The 23,454-nt window shown below is 70.9% G+C and carries 20 protein-coding genes and 1 other RNA gene; 15 read left to right on the top strand and 6 right to left on the bottom strand.

Annotated elements, in window-relative coordinates:
• Nucleotides 1–17 precede the first annotated feature (17 nt).
• The 3 genes from ACUN0C_RS14225 to ACUN0C_RS14215 all read right to left on the bottom strand — a co-directional run bounded on the left by ACUN0C_RS14225 (nt 18) and on the right by ACUN0C_RS14215 (nt 2,708).
• Nucleotides 18–779 carry a DUF2243 domain-containing protein gene (locus ACUN0C_RS14225; RefSeq protein ID WP_445467041.1) on the bottom strand — a complete coding sequence of 254 codons (762 nt, stop codon included), beginning with the start codon at nt 777–779 and terminating at the stop codon, nt 18–20.
• 113 nt (nt 780–892) lie between these two features.
• Nucleotides 893–1,705 (bottom strand): glutathione S-transferase family protein, encoded by an 813-nt coding sequence (locus ACUN0C_RS14220; protein ID WP_445467040.1) that lies wholly within the window; start codon nt 1,703–1,705, stop codon nt 893–895.
• A gap of 49 nt (nt 1,706–1,754) precedes the next feature.
• Entirely contained in the window at nt 1,755–2,708 is a 954-nt protein-coding gene (locus tag ACUN0C_RS14215) for a glutathione S-transferase family protein (RefSeq protein ID WP_445467039.1), read from the bottom strand.
• A 198-nt stretch (nt 2,709–2,906) separates the two neighbouring features.
• On the opposite strand from ACUN0C_RS14215, the gene ACUN0C_RS14210 reads away from it, so the two are divergent.
• From ACUN0C_RS14210 to ACUN0C_RS14200, 3 genes are all read left to right on the top strand, one after another.
• The gene (locus tag ACUN0C_RS14210) at nt 2,907–4,157 is read left to right on the top strand and encodes a CynX/NimT family MFS transporter (protein WP_445467038.1); all 1,251 of its coding nucleotides are present in this window, start codon (nt 2,907–2,909) and stop codon (nt 4,155–4,157) included.
• A 32-nt stretch (nt 4,158–4,189) separates the two neighbouring features.
• Nucleotides 4,190–4,614: RNase P RNA component class A (rnpB, locus tag ACUN0C_RS14205), an RNA gene on the top strand.
• A 77-nt stretch (nt 4,615–4,691) separates the two neighbouring features.
• Nucleotides 4,692–4,952 carry a hypothetical protein gene (locus tag ACUN0C_RS14200; protein ID WP_445467037.1) on the top strand — a complete coding sequence of 87 codons (261 nt, stop codon included), beginning with the start codon at nt 4,692–4,694 and terminating at the stop codon, nt 4,950–4,952.
• Here the strand turns inward: ACUN0C_RS14200 and ACUN0C_RS14195 are convergent.
• Nucleotides 4,938–5,666 carry a peptidoglycan recognition protein family protein gene (locus ACUN0C_RS14195; protein WP_445467049.1) on the bottom strand — a complete coding sequence of 243 codons (729 nt, stop codon included), beginning with the start codon at nt 5,664–5,666 and terminating at the stop codon, nt 4,938–4,940. The two genes, ACUN0C_RS14200 and ACUN0C_RS14195, sit on opposite strands and share 15 nt — an antisense overlap.
• Nucleotides 5,667–5,996: 330 nt before the next feature.
• Here ACUN0C_RS14195 and mraZ point away from each other — a divergent pair, with 330 nt between their 5' ends.
• From mraZ to murB, 12 genes are read left to right on the top strand one after another with little or no spacing between them, the layout of a single operon-like run.
• Nucleotides 5,997–6,476, top strand: a complete 480-nt coding sequence (mraZ, locus tag ACUN0C_RS14190; protein WP_445467036.1) for a division/cell wall cluster transcriptional repressor MraZ — start codon at nt 5,997–5,999, stop codon at nt 6,474–6,476.
• A complete protein-coding gene (gene rsmH / locus ACUN0C_RS14185) occupies nt 6,473–7,504 on the top strand; it encodes a 16S rRNA (cytosine(1402)-N(4))-methyltransferase RsmH (protein WP_445467035.1) in 1,032 nt (343 codons plus the stop codon). The genes mraZ and rsmH overlap by 4 nt, the downstream gene beginning before the upstream one ends.
• Nucleotides 7,501–7,902 (top strand): cell division protein FtsL, encoded by a 402-nt coding sequence (ftsL, locus tag ACUN0C_RS14180; RefSeq protein ID WP_445467034.1) that lies wholly within the window; start codon nt 7,501–7,503, stop codon nt 7,900–7,902. Before rsmH ends, ftsL begins: the two co-directional genes overlap by 4 nt.
• The gene (locus tag ACUN0C_RS14175; protein ID WP_445467033.1) at nt 7,899–9,629 is read left to right on the top strand and encodes a peptidoglycan D,D-transpeptidase FtsI family protein; all 1,731 of its coding nucleotides are present in this window, start codon (nt 7,899–7,901) and stop codon (nt 9,627–9,629) included. The genes ftsL and ACUN0C_RS14175 overlap by 4 nt, the downstream gene beginning before the upstream one ends.
• Before the next feature lie 13 nt (nt 9,630–9,642).
• The gene (locus ACUN0C_RS14170; RefSeq protein ID WP_445467032.1) at nt 9,643–11,118 is read left to right on the top strand and encodes a UDP-N-acetylmuramoyl-L-alanyl-D-glutamate--2,6-diaminopimelate ligase; all 1,476 of its coding nucleotides are present in this window, start codon (nt 9,643–9,645) and stop codon (nt 11,116–11,118) included.
• A complete protein-coding gene (locus ACUN0C_RS14165) occupies nt 11,115–12,572 on the top strand; it encodes a UDP-N-acetylmuramoylalanyl-D-glutamyl-2,6-diaminopimelate--D-alanyl-D-alanine ligase (protein ID WP_445467031.1) in 1,458 nt (485 codons plus the stop codon). The genes ACUN0C_RS14170 and ACUN0C_RS14165 overlap by 4 nt, the downstream gene beginning before the upstream one ends.
• On the top strand, nt 12,566–13,648 hold the full coding sequence (gene mraY, locus ACUN0C_RS14160; RefSeq protein ID WP_445467030.1) for a phospho-N-acetylmuramoyl-pentapeptide-transferase: 1,083 nt from the start codon (nt 12,566–12,568) through the stop codon (nt 13,646–13,648). Before ACUN0C_RS14165 ends, mraY begins: the two co-directional genes overlap by 7 nt.
• A gap of 1 nt (nt 13,649) precedes the next feature.
• Entirely contained in the window at nt 13,650–15,047 is a 1,398-nt protein-coding gene (gene murD, locus ACUN0C_RS14155; RefSeq protein WP_445467029.1) for a UDP-N-acetylmuramoyl-L-alanine--D-glutamate ligase, read from the top strand.
• Complete coding sequence (ftsW, locus tag ACUN0C_RS14150; RefSeq protein ID WP_445467028.1) at nt 15,044–16,192, top strand: putative lipid II flippase FtsW; 1,149 nt, start codon at nt 15,044–15,046, stop codon at nt 16,190–16,192. Before murD ends, ftsW begins: the two co-directional genes overlap by 4 nt.
• Nucleotides 16,189–17,310, top strand: a complete 1,122-nt coding sequence (gene murG, locus ACUN0C_RS14145) for an undecaprenyldiphospho-muramoylpentapeptide beta-N-acetylglucosaminyltransferase (RefSeq protein WP_445467027.1) — start codon at nt 16,189–16,191, stop codon at nt 17,308–17,310. The genes ftsW and murG overlap by 4 nt, the downstream gene beginning before the upstream one ends.
• On the top strand, nt 17,307–18,713 hold the full coding sequence (gene murC / locus ACUN0C_RS14140; RefSeq protein ID WP_445467026.1) for a UDP-N-acetylmuramate--L-alanine ligase: 1,407 nt from the start codon (nt 17,307–17,309) through the stop codon (nt 18,711–18,713). The genes murG and murC overlap by 4 nt, the downstream gene beginning before the upstream one ends.
• A 17-nt stretch (nt 18,714–18,730) precedes the next feature.
• Nucleotides 18,731–19,681: a UDP-N-acetylmuramate dehydrogenase gene (gene murB / locus ACUN0C_RS14135; RefSeq protein WP_445467025.1), complete on the top strand. Its 951-nt coding sequence runs from the start codon at nt 18,731–18,733 to the stop codon at nt 19,679–19,681.
• 69 nt (nt 19,682–19,750) lie between these two features.
• Here murB and mdoH read toward each other — a convergent pair whose 3' ends face one another.
• A complete protein-coding gene (gene mdoH, locus ACUN0C_RS14130) occupies nt 19,751–21,910 on the bottom strand; it encodes a glucans biosynthesis glucosyltransferase MdoH (protein ID WP_445467024.1) in 2,160 nt (719 codons plus the stop codon).
• The gene (locus ACUN0C_RS14125; protein WP_445467023.1) at nt 21,907–23,418 is read right to left on the bottom strand and encodes a glucan biosynthesis protein; all 1,512 of its coding nucleotides are present in this window, start codon (nt 23,416–23,418) and stop codon (nt 21,907–21,909) included. The genes mdoH and ACUN0C_RS14125 overlap by 4 nt, the downstream gene beginning before the upstream one ends.
• Nucleotides 23,419–23,454: the final 36 nt, after the last annotated feature.

Raw genomic sequence — 23,454 nt, 5'->3', positions numbered from 1 at the left:
ACCACGCCCGTTGGGGGCTAGACGCTGCTCCAGTCGATGCAGCCGGCCGGAACGCCGGATCCGCTGACGAGCACAGCCCCGTGCCGGTAGAGCGACCATCGCCTTTCCGGGTCAACGTCCAGAACGACCACACCCATGGCGGCATCGGTCCAGACGAGGCGCGCGCCCGCGCCTGCGACCGCCGCCATCACCTCGGCGGCTTCCATGCCGGGCCGGAAGACGACCGTCGTGAACGGCTGGTCCGGCGGCGTCTGCAGCGCCCACGCGCCGGCGCCGGCCGTGAGCGCGGCCAGAACGAGAACCGCAACGGCCGACGGACGCGGCGATCCCAGCCTGGCACGGTGGCTGCGCAGGAGAGTCCAGCCGATCAGGAGCGGGACGAGCCCGAAGCCGACGAGCCAGATCAGGTCCCAGACCAGCGGGCTGTCGCTGTCGAGCTTGATGCGGTGAATGCCGAGCACCCAGTGCGACAGGACGCCGTCGACCACGTGCCAGGCGCCGAATCCGACGAGCAGGGCGCCTGCGAGGTTCCGGCCCCATTCGACGCCGGAGCGCCTGTGCGCCCGCCACAGGCCCCACAGGCCGAGGACGGCGATCCCGTACATCAGTGCGTGGAAATAGCCGTCCCAGAGCACCTGGAAACGGAGGTCGCCGGCCCAGGAGACGAGGCTCAGCAGATGGTGCCACTGCAGGATCTGGTGCAGCAGGATGCCGTCGAAGAAGCCGCCGAGCGCGAAGCCCAGGACGGCGCCCCAGAGTATGACAGGCGATTTCGACATGGCGGACCTCCGCTAGGCGGAAGCGCGCAGTGTCGATCTGGTTCCATGAAGGGGAACCCGACACCGGGCCGGGTCCGCTGCCGAACGGAAGTCCGGAGCGCGGCCCGGGAACGTCAGGCGACCGTGCGCTCCTCCGATCCGCGCCAGAGCGCCGCGATGCGCGGGAAGGCCTCGGTGCCGTGGGCCTTCCGCTTCGCCTCCGTGACGTCGCCCCAGGCGACGACAGCGCGCTGGTAGGCCGGGCGCGCCTCGATACGCCGGTACCATTCCTCCAGACGGGACAGATCCGACCAGAGCGGCGCCATCATGAAGGATTCGAGGCGCCTGACGTAGACGACGAGCGCCATGTCGGCGAGCGAGTAGCTGTCGCCGGCGAGCCAGCGGTTCTCCGCCAGGAAGGCGTCCATCTCCTCGAAGAGCTTCCGGAACGCAGTCACCGCGCCGGGCAGGAGCGGGGAATCGAGGCCGCGCTCGATGTTCAGCTGGTCGTTGGTCTTGCGGACCTCGTCCTTCATCGAGGCGTAGTACTTTCCGATCTTCTCCTCGCCCTTCTCGCGATAGATGTGGCGGTTGACGATGCAGACGCCGAGGACGCGGCTCGCAACGTGGATGCCCTCGTCGATCCGGCGCATCCAGAGCCGCATCCGGGCGCGGTCCTCCGGCGCGTCCGGGCGGAACGGCCGCTCGGGAAAGACGTCCTCCAGATATTCGAGGATGACGAGGGATTCCGGGATCGCCTTGCCGTCGCGGATGATGACCGGGACGAGGCCCTTCGGGTTGAGCCGGTGATACTCGTCCGGCAGCGCCTCGACGTCGCCGCGCGCCGTGTCGACGACGATGCTTTCCCACGGGATCTCCTTCTCCTCGAGGGCGAGGCGGACGCGTTGCGCCGCCGTCGAGCGGTCGTAGTGATAAAGGGTCAGCACGCGCGGTTTCCTCCCTAGGCCGGCCCGGCTCCCGCCGCCGGCGTCCTCGTCACGGCTCCCACGGCATCCTTGGTCCGACCGGGATGATGCCGTGCGGATTGATGTTGAGGTGGGACCGGAAATAGTGGTGACGGATGTGGTCGAGGCGGATGGTTTCCCGGACGCCGGGAGCTTCGACCAGCCGCATCATGTGCCGCTGCAGATTCGGATATTCCGCATAGAGCCGGCGGCTGCACTTGAAGTGGACGACGTAGACCGGGTCGAAGCGCAGCGCGGTGGGGAGCAGCCGCCAGTCGGACTCGGTGACGCGGTCGCCGACGAGGTACTCCGACCGGCCGAGCCGCGCCTCCAGCGCGTCGAGGGCGCCGAACAGCCGCTCCGCCGCCGCGTCGTAGGCCGCCTGCGATTTCGCGAAACCGCAGCGATAGACGCCGTTGTTCACGGCGTAGACGATCTCGTTCACCTGGTCGATCTCGCCTTCCAGCGCCGGCGGGCGATAGTCGCAGGGCCGGCCGCCGAGCGCCTCGGAATTGGCACCGAGCATCCGGATGATCTCGGAGGATTCGTTGTTCACGATCGTCCCGGCGGCGGCGTCCCACAGCACGGGCACGGAGACGCGGCCGCTATAGGCGGGATCGACCCTGGCGTAGAGTTCGTGGAGATAGCCCGCGCCGTGCAGGCGGTCGCCCGTCGATCCCGGGAAGTCGGAGAAGTCCCAGCCTTCGACGATGTTGACCGGGTGGACGACCGAGACGCCGATCGAGCTATCGAGGCCGAGCAGGCTGCGGTAGAGCAGCGTCCGGTGCGCCCAGGGGCAGGCGTAGGATACGTAAAGGTGGTAGCGGCCGGGCTCCGCCGGAAAGCCGCCCGCGCCGCTCGGGCCGGGCCGCCCATCCGGCGTGATCCAGTTGCGGAAGCGCGACTGCGGCCGAACGAACTGCCCGTCCGGGGCGGCGACCCTGTCGACGTCCGAGCGCCAGATGCCGTCCACCATCATGCCCATGCGTCCGGCCCTCCGGAGACGGCATACCCGTCTGCGTCGATGGGTGGTAGCGTTCTGCAAACGATTGTCAATCAACCGGCGCCGAGCTGCGCGTCAGGCTGCCGCCCGGCCGTCCGGACGCCGTCAAGCGCCTGTGCGCATTGCCGGATCGCCTTCGCCCGGCTAAACGGCCCCGGCACGTTCATCCGGGGCCTCGCCATGCGATCACCGGGCGAGCCCGCGACGGGCGAGCCGACCGTTTCCTCGAGGTCCCCGCCCGCGGCGGCGGGGGTCGGCCCGGTGCTGCTCGCGGCGGCCATGTTCGCGGCCGCGCTCAACCTGCGTCCGGTGCTCTCGAGCCTCGGCCCGGTGCTGCCGGAAATCATCCGCGACACGGGCATCTCGGCGACGGGGGCGAGCATCCTCACCACGATCCCGGTGCTCTGTCTCGGCCTGTTCGGGCTCGGCGCACCGCGCATCGCGGCCCGGCTCGGGACCGAGGCGGCGATCCTGGCGTCCCTCGCCGTCCTGACGGCCGGCGCGCTGCTCCGGATGGTCGTCTCCTATCCGGCGCTGGTCGTCGGCACGATCGCGCTCGGCGCCGGGCTCGGCGTCATGGGGGTGCTGCTGCCGGCCCTCGTCCGGCGCGACTTCCCGCACAGAGCGGGGCCGATGATGGCGGTCTACACCATGATGCTCTGCGCCGGTGCCTCGTTCGGCGCGGGCGCGAGCGTGCCGCTGTCGGAGGCGATGGGCGGCTGGCACAGGGCGCTCGCCTTCTGGGCGGCGCCGGCGCTCGCCGCGGCGCTTGTCTGGGCCGTGGTCGTCAGGCGGAACGGCGCGCGGGACCTGACGGTCCGGCAGCCTGCCGGTCTCCTCTGGCGCAGCCCGATCGCCTGGCAGGTGACGCTCTTCATGGGTCTGCAGTCCTCGCTCTCCTACATCGTGTTCGGCTGGCTCGCGCCGATGCTGCGGGCGCGCGGTTTCGATGCCGTCGATGCCGGGTTGATCGTGTCGGGCTCAATCATGGTCCAGGTGGCGGGGGCGCTCGTCTCGCCGCTTATCGCGACGCGGCTCCGGCAGCAGGGAATCGTAGCCGTGACGGTCACGGCGGCGACGACGCTCGGGCTCCTCGGCTGCCTCTACGCGCCGGCTTGGCTGGTCTTCCCGGCGGCCGGGCTGCTCGGCATCGGCCAAGGCGCGAGCATGGCGCTGGCGCTGACGATCATCGTGCTCCGCTCCGGCGACTCGGTGACGGCGACGGAGCTCTCCGGCATGGTGCAGAGCGTCGGCTATACGATTGCCGCGGGCGGTCCGCTCGCCGTCGGCCTCATCCATGACTGGACGGGCGACTGGGATGCGATCGCGCCCTTCCTGCTCGCCGTCGGGCTCGCCACCGCCGTGTTCGGATGGGCGGCGGGGCGGGATCGCCAGGTTCCCGCGCTGGGGAGCGCGGCCCCGGGCGCTTGACCTCGCGGCCGGGCGATGCCACCTGAGCCGTGCCAGCCGGCCGGACGGCCGCCTCGCCAGTTTCCGAAAGGAAGGCGGGGAGGAAAGTCCGGGCTCCATGGAAAGACGGTGCCGGGTAACGCCCGGCGGGGGCAACCCCAGGGAAAGTGCCACAGAAAGCAAACCGCCCCGCCTGCCGATCGGCGCCGCCAGAGGCGCGCCGCTCCGCTGGCGGGGCAAGGGTGAAAGGGTGGGGTAAGAGCCCACCGCGTCGCCGGCAACGGGGACGGCACGGTAAACCCCACCGGGAGCAAGACCAAGAAGGGACGGCGCGGGCTTCGCGCCCAGGCCTTTTCCGGGCCAGCCGTCCGGGTCGGTCGCGCGAAGCGTCCGGAGACGGGCGCTCCAGATGAATGGCCGTCGCGTCGCGGGTTCGCCCGCGGCCTTACAGAACCCGGCTTACAGGCCGGCTGGCGCCTTTCCCGACATCCGGGCCCGGAACGCGACGCGGCCCGACGCGTTCGGGGTCTATCGCGGACAATTCGGGAGGACGTGATGGCGGCGTTGACGCGCGACGAGATCGTGGCCGTGCTCGGGCCGGTCGACGACATCCTGATCGCCGACATCGTCCGGATGGGCGCGACGGCGGAGGAGGTCGCGATGGCCCGCGGCTGGGCCTATTGCGACGAGGCGCTGGCGAACGAGGGCCGCCCGCCGCCGACCGGGCGCGTCGCCCGGATCGCCGAGCTGCTCGCGCCGCCTCCGGAGGACGACGGTCCCGCGCCGCAGGGTCCGGCCGGCCTAGGGGAGAGCTGAAATGAGCCTCCGGAGCGTTTCGATCGTGGAACGATCCGCAACGCCGTCGACCAGAGCGGGCCGGAAATGGCGCTGGAAGGCGGCGACCACGGCCTCGGTCCGCGCGTCGTACGCGCCCGTGACTCCGATCCCGTAGCCGTAGAGCGCGAGCAGCGCCTGAAGCCGCTCCACGGCCGCGCCCGTCGCCCCGGGGCCGAGGGCGGGACCACCGTCGATCGGCGCCGGCTCGCACCAGTGGCCGATGCCGGCGGCAGCGAGATGCGCCCAGGGGAAACGTTCGCCCGGATCGAGCTTCCGGCCAGGCGCGACGTCGGAATGGGCGAGCACCTTCCGGGGCGGTATGGGATGGCGCCCCACCAGGGTCCGGCAGAGCGCGGTCAGCGCCTCGATCTGCCGCTCGGGAAAGGGCGGCGAGCCGCCGTCATGGCCCGGATTGGCGACCTCGATGCCGATCGACCGCGAATTGACGTCGCTCTCGCCGGCCCAGCGCGAGGCGCCGGCATGCCAGGCGCGCCGGCTTTCCGGGACGAGCTGCACGATCCGGCCGTCCTCGAACACGAAGAAATGGCAGGAGACGCCGCTCGCCGGATTGCACAGCCAGGCGAGCGCCTGCTCGGCGTCCGGCATGCCCGTGTAGTGGATGAGCAGGATGTCCGTGGGTCCGCATGTCCGCGCCCCCGAATTGGGCGAGGCGCGGCGCTCGATCGGGACCATCGGCTCGCCCGGCGGGAGCCGGTCCAGCCATCCGGGATTTTCTGGCCCAAGCAGTTCCATCAAGGATTTGGTAAGAAATTCCTGTGCTTGGGCGACAGTATTGCGGCGGCGCCGGAAGAACAAGGCGCGTCCGATTAGGGCGGAAATCGGGCGCGTTCCATTGACGCCCATACCATCCCATGATACCTCCAGAGTGTCCCATGAGCGGGGCTCCTGCGCCTCCCGTCGGCCTCGGCCGTTCGGCGCGCGCCGGGGATCCGGCGGGTGATGGGGCGGCCCGGCGGGCGCGCGAGTGCGCCGTCGCCGGGAAGGGGCGGGGTGCAATGCGTAATGGACGGCTTTGTGGCGACCTTCACGAACCGGCTCGACCAGAAGGGTCGAGTCTCGGTTCCGGCGCCCTTCCGTTCGGTGCTCGCCCGCGAGGGGCAGGATGGCCTCTACTGCTATCCGGCGCTCGACCAGCCGGCCGTCGACGGCGGCGGGCAGCGGCTCCAGGAGGCGATCGCGAGCCGGCTCTCGGCCTTCGAGACGTTCTCGGAGGAGCACGAGATCCTCTCGACCGCCTTCTACGGCGAGAGCCGGGTCCTGAAGATCGACCAGGACGGCCGCATCGTGCTGCCGGAGGAGTTCCGCGCCCATGCCGGGATCGCGGATGCGGTGGCGTTCGTCGGGCAGGGCTACAAGTTCCAGATCTGGGCGCCGGAGCGCTTCGAGGCGCGCCAGAAGGAGGCGCGCGCGCATCTCAGGTCGGTGACGCGCGGCCTCGGCCGCAACAATCCGGGTCATTCGGGCGCCGGAGAACAGGCATGACGGCGGGCCGCCCCTCGCAAGAGGGTGCCGGCGGACCGGCCCGCCACCTGCCTGTCCTCCTGCCCGAAGTCCTCGATGCGCTCGCGGTCGCGCCGAACGGGCGCTACGTCGACGGCACATTCGGCGCCGGCGGCTACAGCCTCGCGATCCTCGACCGCGGTGGGACGGTGCTCGCGATCGATCGCGATCCGAGCGCCATCGCCGCCGGAGCGCGTATAAGAGAAACGTACGCTAACCGACTGATTCTGGTGGAAGGACGGTTCTCGGATCTCGATGCCCATGCCGCGGCGCAGGGTTTCGCGCCGGCAGACGGCGTCGTCCTCGACATCGGCGTCTCGTCCATGCAGCTCGACCAGGCCGAGCGCGGCTTCTCGTTCCGCAAGGACGGGCCGCTCGACATGCGCATGGGCCAGGACGGGCCGAGCGCCGCCGATGTCGTGAACAGCGCCGAATGGCGGGATCTCGCCGCGATCATCGGAAAGCTGGGCGAGGAGCGTCACGCGGGCCGAGTGGCGCGCGCCATCGAGGCGGCGCGGCGCGAGGCGCCGATCGAGACGACGCGGCAACTCGCGGAGATCGTGGAGCGCGCGATCGGCCGGCCGGGCCCGCAGCGGATCCACCCGGCGACCCGCACCTTCCAGGCGCTTCGCATCTTCGTGAACCGCGAGCTCGAGGAGCTCGCCCGGGGCCTCGCCGCCGCCGAAGCGGTGCTGCGCGAGGGCGGGCGGCTCGTCGTCGTGACCTTCCACTCGCTGGAGGACCGGATCGTGAAGCGCTTCATGCAGGAGCGCAGCCGCCTGAACCAGGGGTCGCGCCACGGGCCGCTCGTGAGCGGCCCCGAGCCGAGCTTCTCGCTCCTCAACCGCAAGCCGGTCGAGCCCGGAGAGGCCGAGATCGAACGCAATCCGCGGGCGCGGTCGGCGCGGCTGCGGGCGGCGTCCCGGACGGCCGCGCTCGCCCATTCCCTCGACATGGCCGCCCTCGGCGTGCCGCAGCTGCCGATTCCCGGCCCGGAGGCCTATCAATGATCCGCTGGTTGCAGGTGATCTCGGCGGCCGCGGCGGCGAGTGCCGCGGTCTTCGTCTTCCAGGTGAAGTACCGGGCCGAAGCCATTGCCGATCGGACCGCGCAGTTGCAGCGGCAGCTCGATTCGGAGCGCGAGACCCTGTCTCTTCTCAAGGCCGAGTGGAGTTATCTGGTCCAGCCGAGCCGGGTCCAGGAGCTGGTCGACCGGCATGGCGAGCAGCTCGGCCTTAAGCCGCTCGACCCGAAGCAGCTCGTCACCATCGAGGATCTGCCGTTCCGGCCGGCCGGGCCGAAGTCGGAGGACAAGGACGCGCTCGCCGCGCTCCTCGAAGGCGCAACCATGAACGACAAGGACGCGCTCGCCGCGCTGTTCGACACCTCAGGAGGGGCCGCGCAGTGACCATCCAACCTCCCGCAACGGCCTGGCGCCATGCCAGGCGGGCGCTCGGCGCAGCGGCCGGAGGCGCCCGCCAGGGCGACCGGCAGGGCAAGGCCCGGGTCCTCCTGGTCCTCGCCGGCTTCGGCCTGCTCTACGCGGCCCTTGCGCTGCGCCTGACCGTGCTCGGCGTCGCCTCGGCGGACTGGAAGGACGGGCCGGGCGCGTTCGCGCAGAGCGCATCCATGTCGCGGCCGGACATCGTGGACCGCAACGGCGAGACGCTCGCGACCGACATCAAGACGGCTTCGCTGTTCGCCGAGCCGCGCCGCATCGTCGATCCGGACGAAGCGAGCGAGCAGCTCGCGACCGTATTCCCCGACCTCGACCGCGACCGCCTGCGCCGGCAGCTCGCCACCAATTCGGCCTTCCTCTACCTGAAGCGCGAGATCACGCCGCGTCAGCAGCAGCAGGTCCACAGCCTCGGCATTCCCGGGATCGGGTTCCGCGTCGAGAACAAGCGCTTCTATCCCGGCGGGCCGACGGCGGGCCACATCCTCGGCGCCGTCAATGTCGACAATCAGGGCATTGCCGGCATCGAGCGCTACATCGACAGCTCCTACCTGAACGACCTTGCCGCCGCCGGTTTCGCGACGCAGCGTGCGCTCGAGCCGGTGCGGCTCGCGACCGACCTCCGGGTCCAGCACGCGGTGCGAAACGAACTGGCGGACGCCATGGCGCGCTATCACGCGATCGCCGCCGTCGGAATCGTGATGAACGTGCGCACCGGCGAGATCGTCGGCATGAGTTCGCTGCCCGACTACGACCCGAACGACCGGGCGCAGGTGCTCGATAAGGACCGCATGAACCGGGCGACCGTCGGCGTGTTCGAGATGGGCTCCACCTTCAAGGGCTTCACGGCGGCGATGGCGCTCGATTCCGGCGCGGCCCGCATCAACGAGTCCTTCGACGCGACGTCGGGCCTGGCGATCGGCGGCTTCCGCATCAACGACTTCCACGGCAAGCGGCGGTGGCTGACGGTGCCGGAAGTGTTCATCTACTCCTCGAACATCGGCACGGGCCGGATGGTCCTGAAGGCCGGCACCGACGTGCAGAGGGACTATTTCTCGCGCTTCGGCTTCCTGTCGGAGCTGAGGACGGAACTGCCCGAGACCGGCGCGCCGATCGTCCCGAAGCTGCCCTGGAGCAAGATCTCGTCGGTGACGATGGCGTTCGGCCACGGCATCTCGGTGTCGCCGCTCCAGACGGCGGCGGCGGGCGCGGCCCTCATCAACGGCGGCGTCTATGTCCCGCCGACCTTCCTGCCGCGCACGGAGGAGGAGGCGATGCAGGTCGCGCACCGGGTGCTGAAGCCGGAGACGAGCGACTATCTCCGGCATCTCTTCCGGCTGAACGTGATCAAGGGGTCCGGCAAGCGCGCCTCCGTCGCCGGTTACCGCGTCGGCGGCAAGACCGGGACGGCCGAGAAGGTCGTGAACGGGCGCTATTCCTCGAGCAAGCGCCGGAACGCCTTCCTCGCCGGGTTCCCGATGGACGATCCGCGCTACCTCGTCCTCGTCGTCCTCGACGAGCCGGAGCCCGAGAAGCCGGGGATCGGTGCGACGGCCGGCCTGAACACCGCGCCGGCGGTCGCCGGGATCATCCGGAGAATCGCACCGATGCTCGGCGTCGAGCCGCTCCTGATCGACCCCGAGGAAGAGCCGGCCATGGCTCTCGCTTCCGCCCTCTAGGCCGGTCGTCCGCATGCGGAAAAGCCCGCCGCGCCCGCTCGGCGGGCTTGTCGATCGGGGTCTCGCGAGGGGCGGGGCCGCCGATCTTCCGATCTCGGGCCTGACGGCGGACAGCCGGAAGGTCGGCCCCGGGACCCTGTTCGTGGCCGTGCCCGGAACCCGCGCCGACGGCGCCCGCTTCGTGCCCCAGGCGGTTCGCTCCGGGGCGGCAGCGATCCTCATCGGCGAAGGGCAGACGATCGAGGGCGAGGTGGCGGTGCCCGTGATCCGGGTTCCGGACGTCCGGCGCGCGCTCGCCCTTGCCGCGGCGCGCTTCTACCGTTCGCAGCCGGAAACCGTCGTCGCCGTCACCGGCACCAACGGCAAGACGTCCGTGACCGTCTTCCTCCGCCAGATCTGGGAGCATGCCGGGCTGCGGGCCGCGAGCCTCGGCACGATCGGGCTCGTCGCGCCGGGAGCGAGGACGGGCGGCAGCCTCACCACGCCCGACCCGGTTGGGCTGCACGAGATGCTCGCAGACCTCGCCGAGGACGGCATCACGCACCTCGCGCTCGAAGCGTCGAGTCACGGCCTGGAGCAGCGCCGGCTGGACGGCGTGCGCTTCGCCGCGGGCGGGTTCACGAACCTCTCCCGCGACCACCTCGACTACCACGAGACGCTGGAGGCCTATTTCGCGGCCAAGCTCCGGCTGTTCGACACCGTGCTGCCGGAGACGGCCGCAGTCGTCGTCGATGCCGACGAGGCCGAATCGGCCAGGGTACGGTCGGTCGCCGGTGCGCGCGGGCTCCGCGTCCTGGGCGTGGGCGAGCGTGGCGACACGCTGCGCCTGGCGAAGCTCGAAAGGCTCCCCGCAGGCGCGCGGCTGGCGGTCGAATCGGACGGCCGAACCGCGCAGGTGGTCCTGCCGCTGGTCGGCCGCTTCCAGGTCTCCAACGCGCTCGTCGCGGCAGGCCTGGCGATCGCGACGGGCGTGCCGACGGAAATGGCGTTGTCCGCGCTCGAGCACCTGCAGGGCGCGAGCGGCAGGCTCGAGCCGGTCGGCACGCATCCGGCCGGCGCGCGCATCTTCGTGGACTACGCGCATACGCCGGACGCGCTCGCCAACGCGCTCGACGCCCTGAGGCCGCACACGGAGGGCCGGCTGATCGTCGTGTTCGGCGCAGGCGGCGACCGCGATCCGGGCAAGCGGCCGCTGATGGGCGAAGCCGCCGCCGCCCACGCCGATGCGGTCATCGTGACCGACGACAATCCGCGCAGCGAGGATCCGGCCGCCATCCGGCACGCAGTCATGGGCGGCGCGCCGCAGGCTGCCGAGATCGGCGACCGCCGCGCCGCGATAAATGCCGCCGTGGCAGGGCTGATGCCGGGCGACGTCCTCCTCGTGGCCGGAAAGGGACACGAGACCGGCCAGATCGTCGGCGACGTCACATTGCCCTTCTCTGATCAGGAGGAAGTCCGTAAAGCTCTGGCCGCTTTGGCGGAAAGATGATGACGGACCTCTGGACCATCGACGATCTGGTTGCGGCGACCGCAGGCAGGTTGGTCGGCCCCCCGCCCACCCCCGTTTCGGGCATCTCGATCGACAGCCGCACCGTTGCGCCGCGCGACGCCTTCTTCGCGATCCGGGGCGACCGCTTCGACGGCCACGCCTTCGTGCCGCAGGCGCTGCAGGCGGGCGCGGCGCTCGCAATCGTGTCGGCCGGCCGGGAGCCCAAGGACGCTGCCGGGCCGCTCCTCGTCGTGGCGGACGATCCGCTCGACGCGCTCGTCCGGCTCGGGCGCGCGGCGCGAGAACGGTTTGCCGGCCAGGCGATCGCGGTCACCGGGTCGGTCGGCAAGACGGGGACGAAGGAGATGCTCCGGCTCGCCTTCTCCGGCCTTGGCCAGACCCACGCGCCGGTCGGGTCCTTCAACAACCATTGGGGCGTGCCCCTGACGCTCGCCCGCATGCCGCAGGAGACGCGCTTCGGCGTCTTCGAGATCGGCATGAACCACGCCGGCGAAATCGCTCCGCTCACTCGCCTGGTGCGGCCGCACGTGGCGATCGTGACCACGGTCGAGCCCGTCCACATCGAGTTCTTCCCGGACGAGGCGGCGATCGCCGATGCGAAGGCCGAGATCTTCGAGGGACTGGTCCCCGGCGGCGCGGCCGTCATCAACCGCGACAATCGCTGGTTCGAGCGCCTCGCGATGCGCGCTTCGGAGGCAGGGGCCCGCATCGTCGCCTTCGGCGAGCACCCGGAGGCGACGGTCCGGCTCGTCGCCGTGGAGCTCGCCGCCGACCATTCCCGGGTGCGGGCGAGCGTCGGCGGACAGCCGGTCGAATACCGCCTCGGCGCGCCGGGGCGGCACCTCGTGCAGAACTCGCTCGCCGTGCTCGGGGCGGCCCACGCGCTCGGCGCGGACCTCGCGGCGGTGGCCGCCGCGCTCGCCGGCTTCACCGCGCCGAAGGGCAGGGGCGAGCGGTTCGCCCTGACCCACCCTGACGGCGCCTTCACGCTGATCGACGAGAGCTACAACGCCAATCCAGCCTCGATGCGCGCCGCGCTCGCCCTTCTCCATCAGGCGGAGCCCGGCAGAGGCGGCCGCCGGATCGCGGTGCTCGGCGACATGCGCGAGCTCGGCGCCCGGTCGGCCGAGCTCCACCGCGGCCTGGGCGACGCGGTGGCCGCCTCGGGTGCGGATCGCGTCTTCCTCGTCGGGCCGGAGATGCGCTCCCTGTGGGAGGACTTGCCGGAGGCACGCCGCGGCGCCTATGCGGAATCGGTCGAGGCGATCGTTCCGATTCTGGCGGACGCCGTGCGGCCGGGAGACGTGCTCGTCGTGAAGGCTTCGCTCGGGACCCGATTGGGACTGGTCGTCGACGACCTGAAGCGGCGATTCGATCCCGGGGCGGCGCGTGGGCCGTCGCTCCCGAGTGCCGCGGGGCAGGGCCGATGCTGACCTATCTCGGCGATTTCGCCGACCAGTTCTCGTTCCTCAACGTCTTCCGGTACCTGACCTTCCGAACCGGCGCGGCGACCATGACGGCGCTGCTCTTCGTCTTCCTGTTCGGCCCCGGCATCATCCAACTCCTCCGTTTGAAGCAAGGCAAGGGCCAGCCGATCCGCGAGGACGGGCCGCAGTCGCACTTCAAGAAGGCCGGCACGCCGACCATGGGCGGCCTGATGATCATGTCCGGCCTGCTGGTCTCGGCGCTGCTCTGGTCGGACCTCGACAGCCCCTATGTCTGGGCGGTGCTGCTCGTGACCGTCGGCTTCGGCGCGATCGGCTTCTACGACGACTATCTCAAGGTGACGAAAGCCTCGCACCGGGGCCTCTCCGGCAAGACGCGGCTCGGCATCGAGTTCGTGATCGCCGGCATCGCCGTTTACATCATGATGCGCGCTGGCGACCCGCGGCTCGCAAGTTCGCTGACGCTGCCGTTCCTGAAGAACGTGCTCGTCGATTTCGGCATCTTCTTCATCGCCTTCGGCGCCTTCGTCATCGTCGGCGCCGGCAACGCGGTGAACCTCACGGACGGCCTCGACGGCCTCGCCATCGTGCCGGTCATGATCGCCGGCGCCTCCTTCGGGCTGATCGCGTATCTTTCGGGGAACGCCGTATTCGCGGACTACCTGCAGATCCACTTCGTGCGCGGGACCGGCGAGCTCGCCGTCATCACCGGCGCGCTGCTCGGGGCGGGGCTCGGCTTCCTCTGGTTCAATGCGCCGCCCGCCGCGATCTTCATGGGCGACACCGGCTCGCTCGCGCTCGGCGGCATGATCGGGGCGATCGCCGTCGCCACGAAGCACGAGATCGTGCTCGCCATCATCGGCGGGATCTTCGTGGCGGAGGCACTCTCGGTGATCATCCAGGTCGCCTCGTTCAAGCTCACCGGCAAGCGCGTGTTCCGGATGGCGCCGATCCATCACCATTTCGAGCAATTGGGATGGACGGAGCCGCAGGTCGTGATCCGGTTCTGGATCATCGCCGTCGTCCTCGCCCTGATCGGGCTCTCCTCGCTGAAGCTGCGCTGAGATGACCGTCGCGCTCACCCACCTCGCCGGCAAGACCGTCGCGGTCTTCGGGCTCGCGCGGAGCGGGCTGGCGACGGTGCGGGCGGCCGTCGAGGGCGGCGCGCGCGTCATCGCCTGGGACGACCGGGATCCGGCGCGGGCCTCGGCCGCTGCAATCGGCGCCGCCTGCTCGGCATTCGCGGACTGGCCGTGGGCGGAGCTCGAATGCCTGGTCCTCGCGCCGGGCATTCCGCTGACGCACCCGAAGCCGCACCCCGTGGTGGCGGCGGCGCGCGCGGCCGGCGTGGCGATCGTCTGCGACATCGAGCTCCTGTGGCGGGAGGCGGCGGGGCGGAGCCGCTTCGTCGCGATCACCGGGACGAACGGCAAGTCGACCACGACCGCGCTCATCGGGCACGTGCTGGCGGAGGCGGGCCTCGCCGTGGAAGTGGGGGGCAATATCGGCAGGGCCGCGCTCGACCTCGCCGCCCCTGCCGAGGGGCGGGTCTACGTGCTGGAGATGTCGTCCTACCAGCTCGACCTCACGGAGCGGTTCCGGCCGGACGTCGCGGTCTGGCTGAACCTCACTCCGGACCATCTCGACCGGCACGGCGACATGGCGGGCTACCGGCGCGCCAAGGAGCGCATCTTCGCCAACATGATGCCGGGCGACACGGCCGTCATCGGCGTGGACGAGCCGGTCATGGCGGACGTCGCGGCGGCGCAGCGCTGCCGCGCCGGCGCGGCGGTGGAGACGGTGACGGTCGTGCCGGGGACGGATGCGACCTGGCGCGTGGACGGAAACGCCGGCCTGCTGCGGGACGGTCGGCCGGTCGCGGAGCTCTCCGACCTGCCGACGCTGCGCGGCGCGCACAACCGGCAGAACGCGGCGACGGCCTTCGCGACGGGCCGGGCGCTCGGGCTGGCGCCCGAGACGATCCATGAGGCGATGCGCAGCTTTCCGGGCCTCGCGCACCGAATGGAGATCGTCGCGCGGCGCGGGCGCGTCGTCTTCGTGAACGATTCGAAGGCGACGAACGCCGACGCCGCGGCGAAGGCGCTCGCCACCTTCGACCCGATCTACTGGATCGCCGGCGGTCTCGCCAAGAGCGGCGGGATCGAGGACCTCGCCCCGTTCTTTCCCAGGATCGCGAAGGCCTACCTCGTCGGCGCCGCCGCGGATGCCTTTTCCGCCACCCTCGCCGGGCGGGTTCCGCACGTCATCGCAGGCGATCTTCAGACGGCGGTAACCATGGCGGCGGAGGATGCGGCTCTCGACGGTTCTGCCGAATCGGCGGTCCTGCTGTCGCCCGCCTGCGCGTCATTCGACCAGTTCGCCGACTTCGAGGCGCGGGGGGAGGCGTTCCGCCGCGCGGTGGCAGGTTTGGACGAGCAAGTGAGGGAGGAGGCGGTCCCATGATCAGCCGGGCGCACCGGACGCCGTTCGCGCAGTGGTGGTGGACGGTCGACCGCACCATGCTCTCGCTCGTGATGCTCCTCTTCGTGACGGGGCTCGTGCTCTCGCTCGCCGCCAGCCCGCCCGTCGCGGAGCGGATCGGCCTGCCGAGCCTCCATTTCGTCCTGAGGCACGCCTTCTTCGCCCCCATCGCGGCGGCGCTGGCGATCGGGCTGTCCTTCCTCACGCCGCGCCAGGTCAGGCGCGCCGCGCTTATCCTGCTGCTCGTCTCGCTCGTCCTGATGATCGCCGTGCTCTTCGTCGGCGCGGAGGTGAAGGGCTCCCGGCGCTGGATCTACGTCGCGGGCATCTCGGTCCAGCCCTCGGAGTTCATGAAGCCCGCCTTCATCGTGATCTGCGCATGGCTCTTCGCCGAAGGGAGCGACCGGCCGGACGTGCCGGGCCGGCTTCTCGCCGCGGTGCTGCTCCTGATCGTGGCCGCGCTCCTGGTGGCGGAACCGGACCTCGGCCAGACGATGCTGGTGCTGGCGGTCTGGGGGGCGCTGTTCTTTCTCGCCGGGGTCTCGCCGATCGTGGTGGCGGGGCTCGCGGGCCTGTCGCTCGTCGGGCTCTTCTTCGCCTATCAGGTGTTTCCGCACGTCGCCGACCGCATCAACCGGTTCCTCGACCCGTCGAGCGGCGACAGCTTCCAGATCGACACGGCGCTGCAGTCGTTCCAGCGCGGCGGCTGGGCGGGCACCGGGCCGGGCGAGGGCGTGATGAAGCGCATCCTGCCCGACTCCCACACCGACTTCGTGTTCGCCGTCGTCGCGGAGGAGTTCGGCATCCTCATCTGCATGCTTCTGGTGCTCCTCTTCGCCGCACTGGTGATGCGCGGCCTCATGCAGGCGTTCCGCCGCAAGAGCGCGTTCGAGCGGCTGGCGATCGCCGGCCTCGCGACCCAGATCGGCATGCAATCGTTCATCAACATGGGGGTGAACCTGCACATCCTGCCGGCCAAGGGCATGACGCTGCCGTTCATCTCCTATGGCGGCTCGGCGCTGCTTTCGGCGGCGATCACGGTCGGCTTCCTGCTCGCCCTGTCACGCCGGTCCTACGACCAGCACGTGACGGTCGTGCCGCGCGCGGCCGCCGTCGCACAGACGTGAGCGACGCTTACGGGGCGACGGCTCTCCTCGTCGCCGGCGGCACGGGCGGCCACCTCTTTCCGGCGCTCGCGCTCCGCGAGGCGCTGCTCGCCCGCGGCTGGCGCGTCCGGCTTGCGACCGATCCGCGCGTCGGCGACTTCGTCGAGGGCGTCCCGCCGGAGGAGCGTCACGTCGTGCACGCGGCGGCACTCTCCGGCGGCAGCCCGGCTGCCATCCTCCGATCGATGGCGACGATGGGGCGGGGCCTCCTCCAGTCGCGGCGCCTGATGCGCGCCGTCTCGCCCCGGATCGTCGTCGGGTTCGGCGGCTATCCGACCGTGCCGCCGCTCATCGCAGCGCGGCTCGCGCGGATCCCCATCCTGGTCCACGAGCAGAACGCGGTGCTCGGGCGGGCGAACAGGCTGCTCGTCCGCTTCGGCGCGCACCTTGCGACCGGCTTCGACCATCCGAAGGGCGGCGAAGCTGCGCGGGCGCAGACCTTCGTCGGCAACCCCGTGCGGGCGGCGATCGCGGCGATGGCGGAGCGCCGCTTTCGGGCACCGGGGGAGGACGAGCCGTTCAACCTCCTCGTGTTCGGCGGCAGCCAGGGCGCCCGCGTCTTCGCCGATGTCGTGCCGGCCGCGCTCGGCGAGCTCGGAGAAGCCGAGCGGCGCCGGATCGCGGTCGTCCAGCAATGCCGGCCGGAGGACATCGTCCGCACGCGGGCGAGCTATGCCCAGCTTGGGATCGCGGCCGAACTGGAGCCCTTCTTCAGGGACATGCCCCGGCGCCTGGCCGATGCCCATCTCGTCGTGAGCCGCGCCGGAGCCTCAACCGTCACGGAGATCGCCGTGGTCGGCCGCCCGGCCATGCTCGTGCCCTATCCGCACGCGCTCGACCACGACCAGGCGGCCAATGCGGCCGCGCTCGCCGCGGCCGGCGGCGCCTGGCTCGTGCCGGAGACGGAGTTCACGCCCGGGGCCTTTGCGAAGCGGCTCGCGGCCCTTATTGAGGCGCCTGGGGAACTGGAGAGCGCGGCCCGGGCCGCGGCCGGGCAGGGCCGCCCGGATGCCGCCGAGTGCCTTGCGGACCTCGTGGCGGGGATCGCAAGCGGCGGCCACGGAGTTGATGCCGGATGAAAATGCCTCGTGACATCGGGCCGGTCCATTTCGTCGGGATCGGCGGCATCGGGATGAGCGGCATCGCCGAGGTGCTTGCCAACCAGAACTATCGCGTGACGGGATCCGACGTCGCCGAAAGCGCCAACGTGCAGCGGCTGCGCGAGCACGGCATTCCGGTGCAGATCGGGCATCGTCCCGAGAACGTCGAGGGCGCGGCCGTCGTGGTCGTGTCCTCCGCGATCAAGCGCGACAATCCGGAGCTGAGGGAGGCGCGCGCCCGCGGCCTGCCGGTCGTCCGGCGTGCCGAGATGCTCGCCGAGCTGATGCGGCTCCACTCGGCGATCGCGATCGGCGGCACGCACGGCAAGACCACCACCACGTCGATGGTGGCGGCGCTGCTCGACGCCGGCGGCTTCGACCCGACGGTCATCAACGGCGGCATCATCAACGCCTACGGCACGAACGCCCGCATCGGGTCGGGCGACTGGATGGTGGTGGAGGCGGACGAATCGGACGGCACGTTCGTGAAGCTGCCCGCCGACATCGCGATCGTCACCAACATCGACCCGGAGCATCTCGACCATTACGGCTCGTTCGACCAGGTCCGCGCGGCCTTCCGGGCCTTCGTGGAGAACGTGCCGTTCTACGGCTTCGCCGTGATGTGCCTCGACCATTCGGAAGTGCAGGCGCTCGTCGCGCGCATCGAGGACCGCCGCATCATCACCTATGGCCGCAATCCCCAGGCCGAGGTGCGGTTCGCCGACCTGCGCCCGGACGGGGGGCTGTCGCACTTCACCGTCGAGCGGCGCGACCGCGTGACCGGCGAGATGGAGACCATCGCGGACCTGACCCTGCCGATGCCGGGCGTGCACAACGTCTCCAATGCGACGGCGGCGATCGCGGTGGCGCGCGCCCTCGGCATCCCCGCCGACGCGATCCGGAAAGGGCTCGCCGGCTTCGGCGGCGTGAAGCGGCGCTTCACCCATACCGGCACCTGGAACGGCGTCGACGTCTACGACGATTACGGCCATCACCCCGTCGAGATCGCGGCGGTCCTGCATGCCGCACGGTCGGCCGCGAGGGGGCGGGTCATCGCCGTGGTGCAGCCGCACCGCTATACGCGGCTGCACGCCCTCTTCGCCGAGTTCTGCACCTGCTTCAACGAGGCGGACACCGTGATCGTGGCCGAAGTCTATTCCGCAGGCGAGGCGCCGATCGAGGGCGCCGATCGTGATTCGCTGGTGGAGGGGCTGCGCGCCGGCGGCCACCGGGACGTGCGCCCGCTCGCCGGCGAGGAAGCGCTCGCTCCGATGGTCGCGGGCCTTGCCCGTCCGGGCGACATGGTGGTCTGCCTCGGCGCCGGCTCGATCTCCCGCTGGGCGAACGCGCTGCCGCAGGCGCTCGCCGTAGTGAAGTCCTGACCTCGGGTTTCCGCTCCATGACGAACCATCTGCTCGACCGTCTGCGCGACCGCCTCGACGGCTTCCGGGGCTCGCTCCAGCCGGATCAGCCGCTTGCGCCGGTCGTGTGGTTCCGCGCCGGCGGCCCGGCCGAGATTCTGGCGATGCCGGCCGACCAGGAGGATCTCGCCTTCCTGATGCGGGCGGTTCCGGAGGAGGTGCCGGTCACGGTGATCGGGCTCGGCTCGAACCTCCTCGTGCGCGACGGCGGCGTGCCCGGCGTGGTTATCCGCCTGTCGGCGCGCGGCTTCGGCCAGGTCTCGGTCGAGGGCACCCGCATCCGCGTCGGCGCCGCGCTCGCCGACCGCCGCGTGGCGGCGCATGCGCTGGAAGCCGGGATCGGCGGGTTCGCCTTCTACCACGGCATTCCCGGCGGCATCGGCGGCGCGCTCAGGATGAATGCGGGTGCGAACGGCGTGGAGACCAGGGAGCGCGTCCTCGAGGTCGTGGCGATCGACCGCCGCGGCGAACGGCACGTCCTGACCAACGCGGACATGGGTTATTCCTACCGCCATTCCTCGGCGGCGGACGATTTGATCTTCGTCGAGGCGCTCTACGAAGGCCATGCCGAGGAGCGCGAGGCGATCCGGGCGGCGATGGACGCCGTCCAGGAACACCGTGAGACGGCGCAGCCGATCAAGAGCCGGACGGGCGGGTCCACGTTCAAGAACCCGCCCGGCGACAAGGCCTGGCAGCTGATCGATGCGGCCGGCTGCCGCGGGCTTTCCATCGGCGACGCGCAGGTCTCCGAGATGCACTGCAACTTCCTGCTCAATGTCGGCAATGCGACCGGGCACGATCTGGAGCTCCTCGGGGAGACGGTGCGCGCCCGCGTGCTGGAGCGATCCGGCATCCGCCTCGACTGGGAGATCAAGCGGATCGGCCGGTTCGGCCCGGGCGGCGTCGTGGAGCCCTTCCTCGGCGCCTGACCGGGACAAGCGACCGCAGCGATGCCGCGACGAGCGTCGGCGCGGTTTCTCCGCGCCGGCTGCTGCGCCTCAGGCGCGGCGGGCGACCGCCTCGGGCACATCCGCCGCGATGGCATCGACCGGGAGCCTGGCGATCGCTTCGGCGAGATCGGCGTGGGCGGCGACGTAGAGCCGCTCGCGCCCCTTCAGCCAGGACAGCGCCTCCGCCTGCGTCGCCGCCTCGCGCACCTTGGCCGTCGCGGTCAGCTGCTCGGGCTCGGGATGCCCGCGGCGCGGCGCCGGCGGCTCGCCCACGCGCTCGAAATGATTCTGCCGCGCAACCGGATCGCAGACCAGCGCCTCGATGCCGTCCGCAGGCAAAGCGGGTAGGGCGGCTTCGATGGCATCGGCCCGCAGGAGGATCGGGTCGGGCCGGGTCTCCTCCGGCGTGACGAGCACGCCGGCCCGCGCGAGCGCGTCGCCCGCCCGTGCGCTGCCGCTCATCCAGGAGAGCGGGATCGAGAAGGCGAGGCCGATGATGACCGGCGAGAGCCAGGCGAGCATGACCGGCGCGATGAAGGCGGCGAGCACGGTCACGGCGATGCCGGCCACCGTATGCCAGCGATGCCTTATCATCGCCTCCGCCCAGTCCGCCGCCTCGTGGCCGCGGCGCTGCTTCGCCCAGCCGGAATCGCGGCCGAGCAGGATCTCGAAGACGTGGCGGCTGTGGACCAGCATCATGATCGGCGCGTAGAGCGAGGTGATCAGGATCTCCAGGATCGCGCTGGCGACGAGGCCGAGCGCGCCGCCGGAGCCCCGCCGCAGATCCGGGTCGAGCAGCGCCCGCACCAGGCCGAGCATCTTCGGGAAGAAGAGCACGCCCATGGTGAGGATGAAGAGCTGGATCATGCGCTCCGAATCGAAGCGCGGCCAGGTCGGGAAGAGCTGGAAGTCCTTGGCGAAATATTCCGGCCTGATGAAGTGCGCCTGCGTGGACAGGGCGAGGCCGGCGATGATCAGCAGGAGCCACATCGGCGAGGCGATGTAGCTCATGATCCCGGTCGCGAAGTGGACGCGGCTCGGCCAGGCGAGCCCGCGCGCGCCGATCACCTTGCCGTGCTGGAGATTGCCCTGAGCCCAGCGCCTGTCCCGGATCGCCACGTCGATGAGGGAGGGCGGGCTTTCCTCCCACGAGCCTTCGAGCTCGGAGGCCATCTCCACGCGCCAGCCGGCGCGCCGCATCAGCGCCGCCTCGACGAAATCGTGCGACATGACGTGGCCGCCGAAGGGCTTGCGGCCGGGCAGGTCGGGCAGGCCGCAGGCGCCGGCGAAGGCGGCCGTGCGGATGATCGCGTTGTGGCCCCAGTAATTGCCGTCGAAGCCCTGCCAGGCGGCCAGCCCGCGGGCGACGATCGGCCCGTGGATGCGGCCGGCGAACTGCTGCAGCCGGGCAAACAGCGTGCGGCTGTTCGCCAGCACCGGCACCGTCTGCAGGATCCCGAGGCGCGGGTCGGCCTCCATCGCACGGGCGAGCGCCACCAGCGTCTGCCCGCTCATCAGGCTGTCGGCGTCCAGAACCACCATGTGGTCGTAGCGGCCGCCCCAGTTCTCGACGAAGTCCTTCAGGTTGCCGGCCTTCTTGGCCGTGTTGTGCCACCGCCGGCGGTACCAGACCGGCATCGTGCCGGCGAGAGCGGATGCCAGGCGGCTGACGGAGGTGGTCTCGCGGATCCAGGCGTCGGCGTTGGTGGAATCGCTCAGGATCACGATCTCGAAATTCGGGGCGGCGCCGAGACGGGCGAGATCCTCCGCCATGGCCTGGAGGCACGCGGTCGTCCGCCGGGGATCTTCCTGGTAGATCGGCATGACCAGCGCGGTGCGCGCCGAGAGCGGCCGCGGGTCGACGGCGAGCGTGCGCATCCGCGGGCCGGCGATCACGCCGGCGAGCGCCGTCGTCGCGGCAAGCGCGATCCAGGCAAAGGTGACCGTGAAGAGCGCCGTCATGACGCCTTCCAGGATCGTGGTGCCACCGATCGAGACCACCGCGACCATCTGGTAGAGGCCGAAGATCGTGAGCGCGAGCGCACCGCCGAACGTCACGAACCGCGCCCAGGCCACCCTGAGGTCCGGCCGGTCGGGCATCACGCCCTCCGGCGCCTTTCCGAGATCCTGCACGGGCATGGGCAGCGGCTCGCGGGGCGGCATGCCGGCGCCGGTGACGAGCTGAAGAACGGAGGTTTCCGTGGTCATCGTCTGGTCCATCGGTAGAGCCAGGTCTCGCTCGCGGGCTTGCCGTCGGCGGTGATCCGAAGGCGGAGCTCGGACAGCGCCTCGTTGCCCGGGTCGAGTTGGAAGGAGGCGCGGATCGTGCCGTCGTTCGGGTTCTGCTGAAGGACGGGGTGGACGACCTCCCCGGCCGACGCGCCGACCTCCAGGGTCAGCGTATCGATCGGCGGCAGGTTCGGGCTCTTGAAGTCGACGGCGAAGATGCGCCGGTTCTGGTTCATGGTCAGGCCGGATCGCGAGGCGGTGGCGGCGAGGAGCTCGTGCTCGACATTCTGCAGCCAGCGCAGCCGGTAGCGGCAGGTCCAGGGTTCGCCCTGCGGCAGCGGATCGGCGGGCCGCCAGAAGGCGGTGACGTTGTCGTGGATCTCCATGTCGACCGGGATTTCCAGGAGAACAACGTGGCCCGGGCCCCAGTCGCCGAGGGGCTCCACCCAGACGCTGGGTCGCCGTTCGTAGCGCGCCTCGAGGTCCTGGAAGCGGTCGAAGCTCCGCGCGCGCTGCATCAGGCCGAAGCCGCGCGGCGCCTGGTCGCGAAACGCCGAGAGCTGAAGCTCGGCCGGGTTGGCGAGCGGGCGCCACAGCCATTCGCCGTTGCCCGTCAGCATCAGCAGGCCGTTCGAATCGTGGACGGCGGGGCGGAAGTCGTCGAAGCGGAACCGGTTGGTCGCGTCGAACAGGAACATGGAGCTGAGCGGCGCGAGCCCGAGCCCGCCGAGCTCGGTGCGCGGGTAGAGCGTTCCCTCCACCTCCATGACCGTTTCCACGCCCGGCTGGATCACGAACCGGTAAGCGCCGGTCGTGGACGGGCTGTCGAGGAGGGCGTGGATCGTGATCTCGCGCGTCTGCGGTCCGGGCGCCTCGATCCAGAAGCGGGTGAAGCGCGGGAATTCCTCGCCTTCCGGCGCCGCAGTCTTGATCGCGAGGCCGCGCGCCGAGAGCCCGTAGACCTGGCCCTGCCCGACGGCCCGGAAATAGGAGGCGCCCTGGAAGACCAGGAACTCGTCCCAGACGTCGGGCGCGTTGATCGGGTGGCGCAGGCGGAACCCGGAAAAGCCGACATCGGCGTCGGCCGGCGGCTGCGGAGCCTTCCCGAAGTCGAACAGCTCCGGCGTATAATGGATGCGCCGGGCCTCGCCGTTCTCCACCAGCGCGATGTCGACGCGGTCGCGATAGATGAACCCGCGATGGAACAGGTCCACCGTGAACGGCATCTCGGTCCCGGCCCAGATACGGGCCTCCGGCCGATACCGGATGTCGCGGTAGAGATCGTAGCCCATGTCGCCGAGATCGCCCGGCAGCGCGTTGTTCGGTTCCCGGTAGGCTTCTGCGGAAAGCGCCTGTGCGGTCTCGAGCAGCCAGTCGCGGCTGAACGGCACGGGATCGTCGAGAAGCGGCAGCGGCGCCTGCGCAAACGCGGCGGGCGAGCGCAGGGCGGCACTGGCCACCGCCAGTGCCGCCGGCAGACCGGACACAAAAGTTCGCCTGTTCATGAACGCCCTATGCGGCCG

It is taken from the genome of Faunimonas sp. B44 (genome assembly GCF_052655945.1).
Note: the sequence above shows the minus strand (reverse complement) of the source record. Positions and strands in the feature narration are given on the sequence as shown.

Excerpts from the sequence above, each read along its gene's own strand:
- ACUN0C_RS14210 (WP_445467038.1), top strand. The coding sequence starts at position 2,907 with ATGCGATCACCGGGCGAGCCCGCGACGGGCGAGCCGACCGTTTCCTCG.
- ftsL (WP_445467034.1), top strand. The coding sequence starts at position 7,501 with ATGATCCGCTGGTTGCAGGTGATCTCGGCGGCCGCGGCGGCGAGTGCC.
- mraY (WP_445467030.1), top strand. The coding sequence starts at position 12,566 with ATGCTGACCTATCTCGGCGATTTCGCCGACCAGTTCTCGTTCCTCAAC.
- mdoH (WP_445467024.1), bottom strand. The coding sequence starts at position 21,910 with ATGACCACGGAAACCTCCGTTCTTCAGCTCGTCACCGGCGCCGGCATG.
- ACUN0C_RS14195 (WP_445467049.1), bottom strand. The coding sequence starts at position 5,666 with ATGGTCCCGATCGAGCGCCGCGCCTCGCCCAATTCGGGGGCGCGGACA.
- ftsW (WP_445467028.1), top strand. The coding sequence starts at position 15,044 with ATGATCAGCCGGGCGCACCGGACGCCGTTCGCGCAGTGGTGGTGGACG.
- ACUN0C_RS14200 (WP_445467037.1), top strand. The coding sequence starts at position 4,692 with ATGGCGGCGTTGACGCGCGACGAGATCGTGGCCGTGCTCGGGCCGGTC.
- rsmH (WP_445467035.1), top strand. The coding sequence starts at position 6,473 with ATGACGGCGGGCCGCCCCTCGCAAGAGGGTGCCGGCGGACCGGCCCGC.
- ACUN0C_RS14215 (WP_445467039.1), bottom strand. The coding sequence starts at position 2,708 with ATGGGCATGATGGTGGACGGCATCTGGCGCTCGGACGTCGACAGGGTC.
- ACUN0C_RS14165 (WP_445467031.1), top strand. The coding sequence starts at position 11,115 with ATGATGACGGACCTCTGGACCATCGACGATCTGGTTGCGGCGACCGCA.
- ACUN0C_RS14170 (WP_445467032.1), top strand. The coding sequence starts at position 9,643 with ATGCGGAAAAGCCCGCCGCGCCCGCTCGGCGGGCTTGTCGATCGGGGT.
- mraZ (WP_445467036.1), top strand. The coding sequence starts at position 5,997 with ATGGACGGCTTTGTGGCGACCTTCACGAACCGGCTCGACCAGAAGGGT.
- ACUN0C_RS14225 (WP_445467041.1), bottom strand. The coding sequence starts at position 779 with ATGTCGAAATCGCCTGTCATACTCTGGGGCGCCGTCCTGGGCTTCGCG.
- murC (WP_445467026.1), top strand. The coding sequence starts at position 17,307 with ATGAAAATGCCTCGTGACATCGGGCCGGTCCATTTCGTCGGGATCGGC.
- murD (WP_445467029.1), top strand. The coding sequence starts at position 13,650 with ATGACCGTCGCGCTCACCCACCTCGCCGGCAAGACCGTCGCGGTCTTC.
- murB (WP_445467025.1), top strand. The coding sequence starts at position 18,731 with ATGACGAACCATCTGCTCGACCGTCTGCGCGACCGCCTCGACGGCTTC.